12 protein-coding genes are annotated in these 13906 nt (G+C 68.6%); 9 read left to right on the forward strand and 3 right to left on the reverse strand.

All coding sequences use genetic code 11. The annotated features are described in order from the left end of the window. Positions 1 to 72: 72 nt before the first annotated feature. Entirely contained in the window at positions 73 to 1452 is a 1380-nt protein-coding gene (locus tag AB0L57_RS22185; protein WP_364965237.1) for an AarF/ABC1/UbiB kinase family protein, read from the reverse strand. Between the two features lie 206 nt (positions 1453 to 1658). On the opposite strand from AB0L57_RS22185, the gene AB0L57_RS22190 reads away from it, so the two are divergent. Further along, entirely contained in the window at positions 1659 to 2765 is a 1107-nt protein-coding gene (locus tag AB0L57_RS22190) for an NADH:flavin oxidoreductase (RefSeq protein WP_364965240.1), read from the forward strand. Positions 2766 to 2803: 38 nt separating this feature from the next. Beyond that, positions 2804 to 3628, forward strand: coding sequence for a DUF2785 domain-containing protein (locus tag AB0L57_RS22195; RefSeq protein ID WP_364965243.1), 825 nt, complete (start codon positions 2804 to 2806; stop codon positions 3626 to 3628). A gap of 113 nt (positions 3629 to 3741) precedes the next feature. On the opposite strand, the gene AB0L57_RS22200 is transcribed toward AB0L57_RS22195, so the two are convergent. Then, entirely contained in the window at positions 3742 to 5079 is a 1338-nt protein-coding gene (locus AB0L57_RS22200) for a ferric reductase-like transmembrane domain-containing protein (protein WP_364965245.1), read from the reverse strand. A 317-nt stretch (positions 5080 to 5396) separates the two neighbouring features. Here AB0L57_RS22200 and AB0L57_RS22205 point away from each other — a divergent pair, with 317 nt between their 5' ends. Next, the gene (locus tag AB0L57_RS22205; RefSeq protein ID WP_364965248.1) at positions 5397 to 6776 is read left to right on the forward strand and encodes a glycoside hydrolase family 27 protein; all 1380 of its coding nucleotides are present in this window, start codon (positions 5397 to 5399) and stop codon (positions 6774 to 6776) included. 148 nt (positions 6777 to 6924) lie between these two features. Here AB0L57_RS22205 and AB0L57_RS22210 read toward each other — a convergent pair whose 3' ends face one another. After that, the gene (locus tag AB0L57_RS22210) at positions 6925 to 7671 is read right to left on the reverse strand and encodes an IclR family transcriptional regulator (RefSeq protein ID WP_364965250.1); all 747 of its coding nucleotides are present in this window, start codon (positions 7669 to 7671) and stop codon (positions 6925 to 6927) included. A 282-nt stretch (positions 7672 to 7953) separates the two neighbouring features. Between AB0L57_RS22210 and AB0L57_RS22215 the strand changes: the two genes are divergently transcribed. From AB0L57_RS22215 to AB0L57_RS22240, 6 genes are read left to right on the forward strand one after another with little or no spacing between them, the layout of a single operon-like run. After that, positions 7954 to 8997 (forward strand): NrtA/SsuA/CpmA family ABC transporter substrate-binding protein, encoded by a 1044-nt coding sequence (locus tag AB0L57_RS22215; protein WP_364965253.1) that lies wholly within the window; start codon positions 7954 to 7956, stop codon positions 8995 to 8997. Position 8998: 1 nt separating this feature from the next. Further along, entirely contained in the window at positions 8999 to 9838 is an 840-nt protein-coding gene (locus AB0L57_RS22220; protein WP_364965256.1) for an ABC transporter permease, read from the forward strand. Further along, positions 9835 to 10578 (forward strand): ATP-binding cassette domain-containing protein, encoded by a 744-nt coding sequence (locus AB0L57_RS22225; protein ID WP_364965259.1) that lies wholly within the window; start codon positions 9835 to 9837, stop codon positions 10576 to 10578. Before AB0L57_RS22220 ends, AB0L57_RS22225 begins: the two co-directional genes overlap by 4 nt. A gap of 16 nt (positions 10579 to 10594) precedes the next feature. After that, a complete protein-coding gene (locus AB0L57_RS22230; RefSeq protein WP_364965262.1) occupies positions 10595 to 11617 on the forward strand; it encodes an ABC transporter substrate-binding protein in 1023 nt (340 codons plus the stop codon). Beyond that, positions 11614 to 12744, forward strand: coding sequence for an LLM class flavin-dependent oxidoreductase (locus AB0L57_RS22235; RefSeq protein ID WP_364965265.1), 1131 nt, complete (start codon positions 11614 to 11616; stop codon positions 12742 to 12744). The genes AB0L57_RS22230 and AB0L57_RS22235 overlap by 4 nt, the downstream gene beginning before the upstream one ends. Further along, positions 12741 to 13904 carry an LLM class flavin-dependent oxidoreductase gene (locus AB0L57_RS22240; RefSeq protein ID WP_364965268.1) on the forward strand — a complete coding sequence of 388 codons (1164 nt, stop codon included), beginning with the start codon at positions 12741 to 12743 and terminating at the stop codon, positions 13902 to 13904. The genes AB0L57_RS22235 and AB0L57_RS22240 overlap by 4 nt, the downstream gene beginning before the upstream one ends. Positions 13905 to 13906: the final 2 nt, after the last annotated feature.

Raw genomic sequence — 13906 nt, forward strand, 5'->3', positions numbered from 1 at the left:
ACAACGAAATTCGGCCGCGCGTCCGATCCGGCCACACCTCGGGCCGGCTCGGCGAGGGTGACGCAGAACTCCTCACCGACGCTCCGATCGCGATCGCCAGCGCGCGATCTCCCGCCCGATCGAGGTCGCGGGGGCCTCGTCGTACATCCACTCCCGCGCCAGCCGATGCCAATTGTTGGTGGCGTGCAGCTGGCCGAGCAGAGCGAAGGTGAACAGGTCGGCGCGCCGCGAGAAGACATGTTCGGGTGGGAGGCGCTGCCGGCGCATCCCACTGAATTCCGCTGCCCGGGGATCCACCGCCAGTACCACCGCGCTGGTGGCGAGTTCCGGTGTGACGGTGATCTTTTCGTCGATCAGGTGCCATCCGGCCGCCGCGCGGATGTAACCGAGGCATTCCTCCGGGCTCACCCCCGCGCCGGGGTCGACGATGCCCTGGTCGACCCAGGCGTCGTAGATGTCCTCGGCGCGATCCTCGCAGGCCGCGCGGATGACCTCGCGTTCGAGTTCGACATCGGCGGAATTCATCGAGGTGTAGAGGCCGAAATCGACGAAGGCCAGGCGGCCGTCGGTGGTGTGCAGGACGTTGCCCGGATGCGGATCGCCGCAGAATTCGTGGTCGGTGAACAGCGAGCTGATGTAGAAGCGGTAGATCAGCTCACCGATATCGCCGCGCTCGGCATCCGGCAGCGTCCGGACGTGGTCGAACGATCGGCCCGTCACCAGCTCGGTGACCAGCACGTTCGGCCCGCAGTGCGCACCGATGCTGTCGGGCACGGTGATGTAGGGGTGACCGCGGTAGCGGGTGGCGACGTGATGCTGGGTGCGGGCCTCGCGCGGATAGTCGAGTTCGGTGCCGATGGTGCGCGCGATTTCGCCGAGTACCTCCTCGTCGGCGGCACTGGGCAGCAGCGCCTTCCACAACCGGCTGATCAGCATGAGATTGCGCATATCGGATTCGACGGCTCGATCCACGCCCGGATATTTGACCTTGACCGCCACCTGCCGCCCGTCGCGCAACCGAGCCCGGTACACCTGTCCGATGGAGGCGGCGGCGATCGGCGTTTCGTCGAAATCGGCGAAGGTGCGCCCCATCGATCCCAGATCGTCCTCGATCACCTCCCGCATCGCCGGAAACGGGAAAGCCGGTGCCCGGTCCCGTAATTCGGCGAGTTTGGTGGTGAACATCTCGCGCTGCTGCTCCGGCAGCAGATCCAGGTCGAGCACCGACAGCATCTGGCCCAGCTTCATCGCCGCGCCCTTCATTCCGCCCAGCACCGTCACCAGCTGCTGTGCGGCCTGCATCGCGGAGCGTTCGCTGAGCCGCTGCCGGGCCTCCTCGGTGCGGCCGACCGCCGACAATCGGGTGCCGACGCCGCGGATCGCCTGGCCCGCCGCCAGCTTGCCGATGCGGCTACCCCGTGCGATGCGGCCATTGGGCACTCGATCGTTCACCACGGCAGCCTACGGTCGCGCCGGCGGCCGCCGCCCGAAGTTGGCGGCCCACTCGAGTGGATCCCACCGGAGGCCGGCCCGGATTTCGTGATCGGGCACAACCGTGCGGCAGGAATGACCGCGGCGCGGTCGCTGTTGCCCAAGAAATTCGAGGGTCTCCAACTTCCTTCGAAGCCGCGTTGTCGAATCGGAAGGAACTGTGCACCATGTCACAAGAATCGGTCGGTGAGCTCTCGGTCGGGCTCGACGAGTTGTTCACCGAGTTCCGCGCGGGATCGCTGCGCCTGCGGAACAGGTTCGCGATGGCCCCGATGACGCGGGTGAAGTCGCCGGGCGGAGTGCCCAACGCGGAGAACACCGAGTACTACCGCGAGCACGCGGCCGGTGGGGTGGGACTGATCATCACCGAGGGGACCTATGTCCGCGGTCCGTCGGCCGGGCCGCTCGAGGCGGTGCCGCGGTTCTACGGGGACGACAGTGCGGCGGGGTGGCGCGCGGTGGTGGACGCGGTCCATGCCGAAGGCGCCGCGATCGTCCCGCAGCTGTGGCACACGGGGGTGGACCGAGGTGCCGAACCCGGCTTCGAGCCCGATGCGCTGTCGGTCAGCCCCTCCGGTGTGGATCACACCGGACAGCCGGTCGGGCGGGCATTGACGGCCGCCGACCTGGACACCCTGATCGGTTCGTACGTGGAGTCGGCGGTGCTGGCCAAGGAGCTGGGATTCGACGGCCTGGAACTGCACGGCGCGCACGGCTACCTGCTCGACCAGTTCTTCTGGACCGCGACCAATCGCCGCGACGACGACTACGGCGGCACATTCGGTCGTCGGGCATCGTTCCCGGCGCGCGTGGTCGCGGCGGTGCGCGCGGCCGTCGGAGCGGATTTCACGATCATCTACCGGTACTCGCAGTGGAAGGGCGCCGACTACAGCGCCCGGATCGCCGATACCCCGGCCGAACTCGAACAGCTGCTGACGCCGCTCGCCGACGCGGGCGTCGACATCTTCCACACCTCGCTGCGCCGGCACTGGCTGCCCGACTTCACCGACCACGCCGAGGATCTGAGTCTGGCCGGCTGGACCAAGAAGATCACCGGTTTGCCGGTGATCACCGTGGGCTCGGTGGGCGTGGACAGTGTCTTTCGCGGCGATCGGATCGACGAGACGCAGGCGCACCGCTTCCGGGTGCTGGCCGAACAGTTCGAACGCGGTGAATTCGATGTGGTCGCCGTGGGCCGGGCCCTGCTGGCCGACCCGGAGTGGGTGAACAAGATTCGCGCCGAACGGCTTTCCGACATCACCCCGTTCCGGTAGTCGGCGGGGCCGGCCCGGACGGCAACTATCATCGCCGAATGGGCAACGGGGACATGGTCATCGGCGGCATCGACTGGCCCGCGGTGGCGGCCGGGGACTGGGCGGTGCCCGCCGGAGCCGAGGTCCCGCGGCTGGTGGATGTGCTCACCGACATGCTGGCCTCGCCTGATCCGGTCGTGCGCGACGAGTTCGGTTATACCGCCGTGTCGGTGTGGGGACGGCGGGGCGTACTGGATCGCGAACTCGGCCGGCTGGGCGACATCATGGCCGAGCGGCTCACCGGACATGCGGAGGTGCAGGCGCGGACCTTCGCGGCGCTGGCGTTCGGCGTCGTGCTGGGGCGCGACGTCGAACTGCCCGGCGGCGCGGTCGACGGCTGGTACGAGGTGTTCGAGAACTGGTACCGCACCGAACCCGATGTGCGCGGATACGACGAGACCCTGGGCTGGCTGCACGCGGTGGCCCACGGCGCCGATGCCGCGGTCGCCTTCGCACGTGCCGTGCCCCGGCACGCGCCCGACATCCTGGAGCTGTGCGCGCACCGGATGACGGTCAAGGACACCGACTACCGCTACAGCCACCTCGAGGACGCGCGCCTGGCGCGTGCTCTCACCGCCGTGCTGCACACGCCCGGCCTCACCCGCGATCAGGCGCTCGGCTGGTTCGATGTGGTGGACGACGCCTTCGCCGGCGCCGGGCGGGGCCCGTGTCCGCCATGGGCGGCCAACACCTTCGCCACCCTGCAGTCACTGCATCTGCACCTGACTCGCGGATTGCGGGCCGGTGGTGTTCCGCGCCACGGGGACGAAGTGGCCGACCACGTCGCCGCGATCCTGCGGCTGCCCTTTCCCTGGCTGCGCTGATCCGGCTCGTTCAGTTGGTGGCGACGGCGAACCAGACCGATGCCGCGAGCAGGATCAGGGTGATCGCGACCACCGCGCGGGTGGTGTAGGTGTGCCGCATCGCCGGTGACCTCTCAGACGAAGTTGAAACGCTCGGTGTGGACTCGTTGCGCGGGGACCTTTTCCGCGGCCAGTGCGTCTTCGACGGCGGTGACCATCGGCGCCGGTCCGCAGATGAAGTACTGGAGTCGTTCGTGGCGCAGGGGGAGATGGCGGGACAGGACGCCGCGATCGATGAATCCTCGTTCGCCGGTCCAGTCGGGGCCGGGCCGCTCGAGGATGTACACGGTCGTCAGGTCGAGACGGTCGCCGAGAACCGTCAGTTCCTCGGCGAAGGTGGCCTCGGCGAGGGATCGGCAGGCGTACAGCAGTACGACGGGCCGGCGGTCGTCGCGCTCGGCCATCGTGCGCAGGATGCTGACCATCGGGGTGATCCCGACGCCGCCTGCGATGAGCACGAATCCCGGTCCCTCGTTGCGGTCGGGGCTGAACACGCCGTGCGGGCCGTCGAGCCAGGCCCGGGTGCCGGGGCGGATATCGCCGATCCCGGCGGTGAAATCACCGAGGGCCTTGATGGTCATGTCGATCGATCCGGCGCGTTCGGCGCTCGAGGAGAACGAGAAGGGGTGCGAGGTGATCGAGAAGGGGGATCGATCCACGACCAGCCATCCGAACTGCCCGGGTGCGAACCGGAATCCGTTGTGTCCGAACGGTTCCAGGGTCAGCGTGTGCGCATCGCCGCGTTCGGCGGTGACCGCCGCGACGCGCCACGGGCGGCGCAGCCGCAGTACCGGCTTCACGACGCGCACCCAGACGAGCAGTACGACCAGCGCCGCGGTCATCACCACCCACAGCCATTTCTTCCAGATCTGGTCGAGGTAATAGCCGACCAGCAGCATGTGAGCGAGTGCGAAGGCGACGATCAGCACCGACAGCACACCGTGCACGATCTGCCAGATCTCGTAGCCGATCCGCAGCCGCCGCCGCCAGACCGATGTCGCGATCACGATCAGCAGCAGCACCGTGGACGCGACGGCGAAGCGGGCGCGCGGGGGTGCCTGTGCGAGGTTGAGCAAACCGATGATGTCGGTGCCGGCCAGCTGCAGCAGGATCGGATGGGCGAGGATGAATATCAGTGCGACATAGGAGATCTGGCGGTGGAACTGCACCAGCGCGTCCTCGCCGAACGGTGCCGCCACCGCCTGGAACCGCGCGACCAGCGCGAACTGCATGCCCAGCATCGACATTCCGACGAACCCCAGCGCGACGGAGAATTCCGTCCAGAATCCGCGACCGGGTGCGGTCACGCCGATCACGGCGAAGACCAGGGGTACCAGTGCCACGGCCAGATACAGCCCGAACCAGCCCAGCCCACGAGCGACCAGCGACACCGCGACCTCCTGGCGAGTCACCCCCGGTTGATGTGCGGATGGTGCGAACCGACCGACTGGTCGCGAGTCTAGGTTCTCGCCGGTCGCCCACGCGGGACGACATGCCGTGCACGGGGGCGTGCCGCCGCATGGACGAGTATCCGGCGCCCGCCCCTCGGGCTTTCTCAGGTGATTGCCAGCCGGCGTGCGGCCGGCGTTCAGGCCGGTGGACCAGCGTGGTATCGCGTGCCGAGTGATTCGTTCCCGCCGATTCGCCGTCCGGCTGCCGCGCGAACGCGGGTAGCGTCGGTGCGAACTGTTGTGCGCGACGACGGACGAAGATGTGGAGCGGCGGCGGAATGAGGTCCGGCAGGAGGTTCGCGGCGCTGGCCGTCGCCCTGCTGGCCGGCGCGTCGGTGGCCGTGGGTACGCCGGCGCACGCGGCCCCGGTCGCGGCCGGGGTGCCGCCGATGGGATGGAATTCCTGGAACTCCGGAATTCCGTTGAACGAGAACGCGATTCACGAGACCATCGACGCGATGGTGTCGTCCGGGATGCGCGACGCGGGCTATCGGTATGTGAATCTGGATGCCGGCTGGGCCGCACCACGACGCGGCGCCGACGGGGAACTGGAGGCCGATCCGGAGCGATTTCCGCACGGTATGGCCGCATTGGCCGCCTACGCCCACCAGCGCGGCATGCTGCTGGGTGTGTATTCGAGCCCCTACAACCAGATCTGCGGGCAGAGTCCCGGCAACGCGAGCCTCGGCCACGAAACCCAGGATGCGCACACGTTCGCCGAATGGGGCGTCGACTTCCTGAAATACGACTGGTGCCGCACCGAAGGCGATCACGACGAGCAGGTCCGGGTCTTCACCGCGATGCGCGACGCGCTGCGCGGCACCGGTCGGCACATCGTGTACAGCATCAATCCGAACAGCTCGGGCGACACCGAGGCGGGGATCGGCTACGACTGGTCGCGGATCGCCGATGTTGTTCGAAATGCCGGAGATCTGGCGCCGGTGTGGGACACCACGGTGCCCCCGATGTCATTCGGCGAATTCGACAGCCGCGGATATCTGGGCGTCGGTGACCAATTCGACGCGGCACGCGCGGCGCCCGCGGGCGAGCGTGATTACCTCGGCGATCCGGACATGCTCGTCGTCGGACTGTCCATGGCCGAATTCGTGGCCGCACACCTCGCCGGTATACCGCAGACCGCGACCGGACCGGGCGCCGCGAGCGCGGAGCAGGCCGACCGCCTGGGCCGTAGCCTGCAACTACCTTTGTCCGAACTGACCGTATTGCGGGTACCGAACAGCCTCACTCCGGATGAGGAACGGACGCACTTCTCGCTGTGGGCGATGCTGTCGGCGCCGCTGCTCGCGGGCAACGACATCCGCACCATGAGCGAGCGGACGCGGGCGATCCTGACCAATCGCGGCGTCGTCGCCATCGACCAGGATCCGCTCGTCGCAACACCGGTCGCAGTGGGCGGCGACGACCGGATCCTGGCCAAGCGCCTGGCGGACGGCTCGGTCGCGCTCGCTCTGTTCAATACCGCCGATCGGCCGACGACCATCGAAACATCCACTACCGCGGTGGGTCTCGAGTCCGGTCGTGCGTATCGGTTCGGCGACCTGTGGTCCGGTGCCGCCCGGACTGGTACCGGCCCGATCGTGGCCGCCGACATCCCGGCACACGGAGTGACGTTGCTGCACATCACCCCGGCCGGCTGACGGCGGGAGGTTCGATCGAGCTGGTTCGCGACGAGCACGCCGCGAGGACACCCGCCGCGACGGCGGTGATGAGTGCGACGATCGCGGTGTCCTCGATCTGCTCGGGCGGGCACGGGCCGGGAACATGGGATCGACCGGCGCGGTGCGCTCAGGCGGTGGCGAAGCGGGTGGCGATGTCGGCCGCGGTCACCTTGGCCAGTTCGACCAGGAACGGAATGCGTTCGGGGATCATCAGATCGGTGGTTCCACGCAGGCCGAGGGCGAAACGACAGTCACCGGCCGGTGTGCGGATGGGCAGGGCGATGGTGCGGAAGCCCGGGTCGAGTTCCTCGTCGTTGTAGGCGTAACCGCGGGTGCGGGTGCGGTCGAGTTCGGCACGGAGTTCGCCGGGCGTGGAGACCGATCGGGTGGTGCCCTCGTCGTACGGGAGGCCGGACAGGAAGTCGGCGGGGATCTCGGACCATGCGAGCAATGCCTTGCCCAGGGCGCTGGCATGCAGGGGCAGGCGCACCCCCATGAGGCGGTGGCCGTCGGTTTCGCGCCAGCGGCTGGTGCCCAGCAGGACGGCGTGGATGCTGTGCCGGATGGCTACCGAGGCATTGGCGCCGGTGGTGGCGGCGAGCTGTTCGAGACCGGGTTCGGCGAGGTAGATGCGGTGCTGGCGATAGGCGATCTGGCCGTATTCGGCCAGTGCGCCGCCCATCCGGTAGCGGCTGGAACCCTCGTCCTTGTCCAGAAACCCGGCCTGCACGAGAGCGGTGAGCAACCGGTGGGTGGTGCTGACCGCGAGACCTTGGCTGCGGGCGATCTCCGATACGCCGCGGTCCTCGCCGTCGCGGAAACAATCGAGGACCGACAGGGCACGGGTGACGGTCTGCACGCCGGAAGGTTCCACGCGGGCGACAGTAACACGCGCGGGCGCGGATGACCTCGCCCAGATTTCCACTATTCGGAAAACGTAGGTCGTCGAATCTTTGGTTCACGCCGCGTGAAAACCTGGACTGCGGACGTTGATTAACCAGTTCACTAGTGATTCAAGCCGAGATACACCTCAATTCGATGATTCGTCAAGCATTCCGATCTTCGGAAAGCATTACCTCGTACCGAACCGGGCGCGGCCCTACTGTCGCCGGGTAGCGATCGACTTCGGTCATGAATTCGGAAGAGGTGCTCCACGATGTTCCGCACGCGCAGGCCATACCGCCGGCGTCTCGCGCTCGCGCTGGCTCCGCTCGTCGCACTGGTGGCGGCGTGTGGATCCGGAGCCGCCACCGACACCGGTCCGGGAACCGAACTGGTCCTGAAGGTGGCGGACCCCGGGAATGCGGGCCCGCTCGCGGTCGCCAAGCGGGACGGGACCTTCGACAAGGCCCTGGCACCGCTGGGCGCGAAGGTCGAATGGGTAACCACCACACCTGGTTTCAGTTCCATGCTGAAACTGTTCAACACTCGGCAGCTCGATGTGTCCGGCGCCGCGTTCAGTCCGGTCGTCGGTGCGCTGTCCAAGGATGTGGCGGTGCGGATCGCGGCGGTCCAGGACCCGGCGGGCAAGGACCAGAGCGGCATCATCGCCACCAAGACCTCGGGTATCCACTCGGTGGCCGATCTGGCCGGCAAGCGAGTCGCGGTGAATCCGGCGGGCAAGGGTGAGTACATCCTGTTGAAGGCCCTGGCCCGGGCCGGCGTACCGGCCGGCGAGGTGACGCGGGTTCCGTTGCAGCAGAAGGACGCCGCCTCCGCATTCGCCACCGGCAAGGTCGATGCGTGGGCCTCGTTCCTGGTGCCCTACCAGGAGGCCAAGGCCAACGGCGGGGTGGAGATCGCCAGCGAGCAGAGCATCGGTTCCAAGGACAACACGGTGGTGGTGTTCCGCACCGAAATCCTCGACCAGCGCCCGGAAGTCGCGGCCAAGTACCTCGAAGTGCTGCAGGGGCTCACCGACCGGCAGCACGACGATCCCGCGGCATTCGAGAACGTTTTCGAACAGACCGGTCCGCGGGCACTGAGCGGTGCGCGGCTCGCCGATGCGCTGCGGGTCGATGCCGAGGCCACCGCCCCGCGCCTGCCCCGCGAATCCGATGCCGCCGATCTCGCCGATGTGGTGAATCTGTTCGCGGGCAACGGGGTGATCAGCCGAACGATCACCGCTGCCGACATCTTCTACGACCTGAAGGCCAAGCTGAGCCCCGATCAGCTGGCCGCACTGCAGAAGGGCCGATGAGATGACCGCCGTTCTCGCCGCCGGCGAATCGGCCGGTGGGCTCGCACCACCGCGCCGCCGAGTCGAGAAACACCGGCCCGCATGGCTTTCGCTCCCGCTGCGCTTCCTGTTGCCGGTGCTGATCCTCGCGGGGTGGTGGATCGGGTCGGCGACCGGGACACTCTCACCGGAGGTGCTGGCCGGGCCGCCGAAGGTGTGGTCGGCGTTCGTCGAACTGCTGCGCAGCGGCCAGCTCGCCGACTTCGCCCTGGCCTCGTTCACCCGCGCAGCGCTCGGTGTCCTACTGGGCGTCACTGTGGGACTGCTGCTCGGCCTCGTGGCGGGATTGTCGAGTCTCGGTGAAGAATTGGTCGACTCCACGATGCAGATCGTGCGCGCGGTTCCGTTCCTGGCGCTGGTACCGCTTTTCATCGCCTGGTTCGGCATCGACGAGCTGTACAAGGTACTGCTGATCGCGGTCGCCACCGTCGCGCCCATGTACGCCTACACCTACCTCGGGGTGCGCAACGTGGACCGCAAGGTGGTGGAGGCAGCACGTGGATTCGGCCTGACCGGGGTGCGACTGGTGCTCGAGGTGATCCTGCCGTCGGCGCTGCCCGGCGTCCTCATGGCGTTGCGAGTGTGCCTGTCCATCAGCATCACCGGCCTGATCGCCGCCGAGCAGGTCGGCACCAGCAAGGGCGTCGGGTATCTGGTCACCCTGGCGCAGGAATACAACCGCACCGACTACATGGTGCTGTGTGTGGTGCTCTACGCGGTGCTGGGCCTGATCTTCGACGGTGTGGTGCGACTGGTCGAACGCTTCGCGATGCCGTGGCGCGGGCAGGTGGCGATCCGATGACCGCCGTACAGCAGTCGCGCGGTACGGCGGCGGCCGTTCGGCTCGAGGGGCTGCGAAAGGCATTCGGCGACAAGGTCGTGCTCGACGGAGTGGATCTGACCATCCGACGCGGCGAGTTCGTGGTGCTGCTCGGTCCCAGCGGCACCGGCAAGACCACATTGCTGCGTCTGCTCACCGGCCTGGAGGCCCCCGATGCCGGGCAGGTGCTGGTGCCCGCCGTCCGCACCACCGTCCATCAAGAGCCGCGGCTCATTCCGTCCAAGCGGGTGCTGGCCAATGTGACAGTGGGACAGCGCCGTTCGAAGCAGATCCGGGATGCGGGAGCGCGCGCGCTGGCCGAGGTCGGGCTGGACGGGAAGGCCCGGCAGTGGCCGGCGACCCTGTCCGGTGGTGAGGCCCAGCGTGCGGCACTGGCGCGCGCCCTGGTGCGCGAACCGGAGCTGTTGCTGTTGGACGAGCCGTTCGCCGCCCTGGACGCGCTGACCCGATTACAGATGCAGGACCTGGTCGGCGATCTGGTGGACCGGCACCGTCCCGCGGTCCTGATGGTCACACACGATGTGGACGAGGCCGTTCGGCTCGCCGATCGCATCCTCGTCCTGGACCGCGGCCGCTTCACCGTCGACATCGATATCGAACTCGCGCGCCCGCGCGATCGCACCGACCCCGACGCCCTGCGTCACCGCGCGAACTTGCTCGCCGAACTCGGCGTCGGGCGCACGTCGCCGTCAATCCATTAGCCCCAGGGAGCATTTCATGAGCGACACACTCTGGTACACCCGCTGCCCCGTCCCGACCGCCAGCGGCCTGGCCCACAGCCTCGGCTGGCTGGACGAGACCGCGCAGCGCAACGGCCTGCGCTTCGGTGTCCTGCAGGATGCCGGGCCGGAACTGGCCGGTTCGCATTACGACCACGATCTGTCCGGCCTGATCCGCGAGGGCGGCAATGTGCCCGCGATCGCCGCCCGGGCCCAGGGTGCACCGACCCGGCTGATCGGGCTGACCTGGATCGACGAATCGCAGGCCATTCTCGTCGGCCCGGATTCGCCGGTGCGCACGGCCGCCGAGCTGGCCGGCCTGCGGATCGGCATTCCGGCCTGGGCGCAGGATCGGCCGCGCAGCTTCCCCCGGGCGATGGCATTGCACGGGTTCACCGACGCGCTGTGCCTGAGCGGGCTGACCCTCGCCGACGTGACGGTGGTGGAATTGAGCGCCGAACGAGACCCGCAGGTGCGCACCGAGATTCAGCGGTCCCATCGGATCACCTGGGGCGCGGACGAACTGATCCGCGGCGAGGTGGACGCCATCTACGTGAAGGGCGCTCGCGCCCAGGAGGTCGCCGCGCAGCACGGACTGCGGGTGGCCGTGGACCTGGACGCCACCGAGACGAAGAGGTTGCGCGTCAACAACGGAACCCCGCGGCCCATCACGGTGCACCAGGATCTGCTCGATGCCATCCCCGAGGTGGTGATCGGCTTCCTCGCCCAGAGCCTGCGCGCCGCGGACTGGGCCGCCGGCGATCTGGCCGGTGTCCGCACGGTCCTGCAACGCGAAACCCTCTCCGGCCCGGAAGGAGTCGTGGCCGCCTACGGCGAGCAATTCCATCGCGGCCTGCACCCGAGCCTCGACGCCGAACGGGTCGAACTGCTGGGCGTGCAGAAGCAGTTCCTCTACACCCACGGCTTCCTCGATGCCGACTTCGACCTCGAATCCTGGGTCGCGCCGGAACCTTTGGCGCGGGCGCGGGAACTGGTCGCCACCGGGCGGGTGGCGGCATGACCGAATATCTGTGGCGCCTGCCCAGCCGCGGCGACGGCCGGCGTGCGCGCCCGGAACTGCGTCATCGCGGCGGGTTCTCGGATCCGGCGCCCACTCCGGCAGGCGGGCGGCCGGGACCGCGACCGGCCGATCGGGAACCCACCGATGTGCGGCCCGGCCGCTACGTGCCCTTCGACGATCTGCATCAGGTGATCGACGCCGCCGAACTGGCCGGGCTCGACGGGACGCTCGCGCCCTACGATCCGCTCGGTGAGGAGTCCTGGATCGTGGCGGGTGGCGCGCTGCGCGCCACCCGCCACAGCCGGGTCGTCGTCGAATTCCAGCCCGCCTTCGGCACTCCCGTCTACGCCGCCAAGATCTCGGCCACCCTGCAACGACTGTCGGGCGGGCGGCTGGGCTGGCGCCTTGCCATCGATACCGATGCCGAGGACGCGCGCTCGCGGGGCGACCGGGTATCCGGCGATCGTCGTTTCAGCCGTGCGGCAGAATTCCTCACCGTCGCCCGCGGTGTGTGGAACCGGGACCCGGTGCCCGCGGCGGGGTTCCGGGGCACGGGCTTCGACTTCGCGGGTGATCACTACGACGTGATCGACGGCGGCTTCCGCGGTGTGCTGTCCGGGTTGCCGTTCCCGGACGTGTACTTGTCCGGTACTTCGCCTGCCGCACTCGATCTTTCGGCTCACCACGGTGATGTACACCTGTTCACCGAGACACCGGACGGTCCGGCCGCGGCGCTGGCCGGACTGCGCGATCGCGCCGCCGGGGCCGGTCGCACCGTACGAGCCGGACTCGAACTTCCGGTGATCGCCCGCGAGTCCGAGGGCGAGGCGTGGGCGCGAGCGGAACGGCAATGGCGCGAGGTCCGTCCGGACGGACCAGGCGCACGGTCGCTGAGTCTCGGTGACGGGCGCTGGGCCGGATTCGGCATCCTCGGCCATCGGCAGCCCATCGGCCTGGTCGGCAGCTACGAGCAGGTGGCCCGGCAATTGCAGGTGTACACCGCCACCGGCTTCGACACCGTGGTGCTGACCGGCCATCCGCACATCGAGGAAATCCACCGCGCCGGTGAGCATCTGCTGTTCCTCGCCGATCCGGCCGGGCGTACCCCGAAGGAGGCCGCGGTATGACCATCGACATCTATTGGCGCATCGGCATGGAGGGCGATCACGCCTCGCTGCGCACCCCGCGCCGCTACAACCGCGGTGACGCCGCCGGATACGAACCGGGCAATATCGCCCCCGCCGTGCGCGCCGGGGAACTCGACGGCTACAGCTACATCGATCATGTCGCCGCCGTCGCCCGGGCCAGTGAATCCGCCGGCTTCCTGGGCGGGCTGCTGCCCTCCTTCCCGGTGACCGAGGATCCCTGGGCCTTCGCGTCGGCGCTGGCCCGCGAAACCACCACCTACCGGTTCATGGTCGCCTTCCAGCCCGGTTTCCTGCATCCGATCCAGGCCGCGCGGATGTCGGCGAGCCTGCAGCGGGCCACCGGCGGGCGGCTGGTCTACAACATCATCAGCGGTGGTGGGGGCGCGGCCCAATCATGGTGGGGCGACAAGGTTTCCCATGACGATCGCTATGCGCGCACCAGCGAATTCCTCGATGTGCTGCGCGGCGTGTGGGACGGCACGCCGTACTCGCACGACGGCCGGTTCTTCCACACCGAGGGTGCCGCACTCGCGCCCGGTCTGGCCGGGCAGCCGTTTCCGGAGGTGTATTTCTCCGGTTCGTCGGGCGCCGCGGTCCAGGCCGCGGGCAGACACGCCGACTACTACCTGTCCTGGCTCGAGCCGTTCGACGATCTGCGGGCCAAATTCGACGGCGTCCGCGCGCACGCCGAGAAGATCGGTCGCACACCGAAATTCGCGGTCCGCATCGACATCCTGGCCCGGCACACCGAAGAAGCCGCCTGGGACGAGATCCGCAAGGGCTGGGCCTTCGTCGACCGGGATGCCGCCAACCGTGCTGCCCAGGGGGATTCGGTGGGTGCGGCCCGCATCAAGGGCTGGGTGCCCGAAACCATCGCCGGCTACCGGGATCTGGAGGTGCAGCCCAATGTCTGGTGCGGTTTCAGCCTGATCCGTGGCGGTCCTGCCTTCGGACTGGTCGGCAGCTACGAACAGGTCGCCCAGCGCCTCGACGAGCTGATCGACCTGGGCGTGGACGCTTTCATCCTCGCCGGCAATCCCCATCTGGAAGAGGCCTACCGCGTCGGGGAAGAGGTCCTGCCACTGCTCGGCCGTTCCCGCCTGACCCCCCGGGCCCCCGAACTGATCCACACTCACTAGGA

It is taken from the genome of Nocardia sp. NPDC052254, from assembly GCF_040679495.1.
Taxonomy (GTDB): domain Bacteria; phylum Actinomycetota; class Actinomycetes; order Mycobacteriales; family Mycobacteriaceae; genus Nocardia.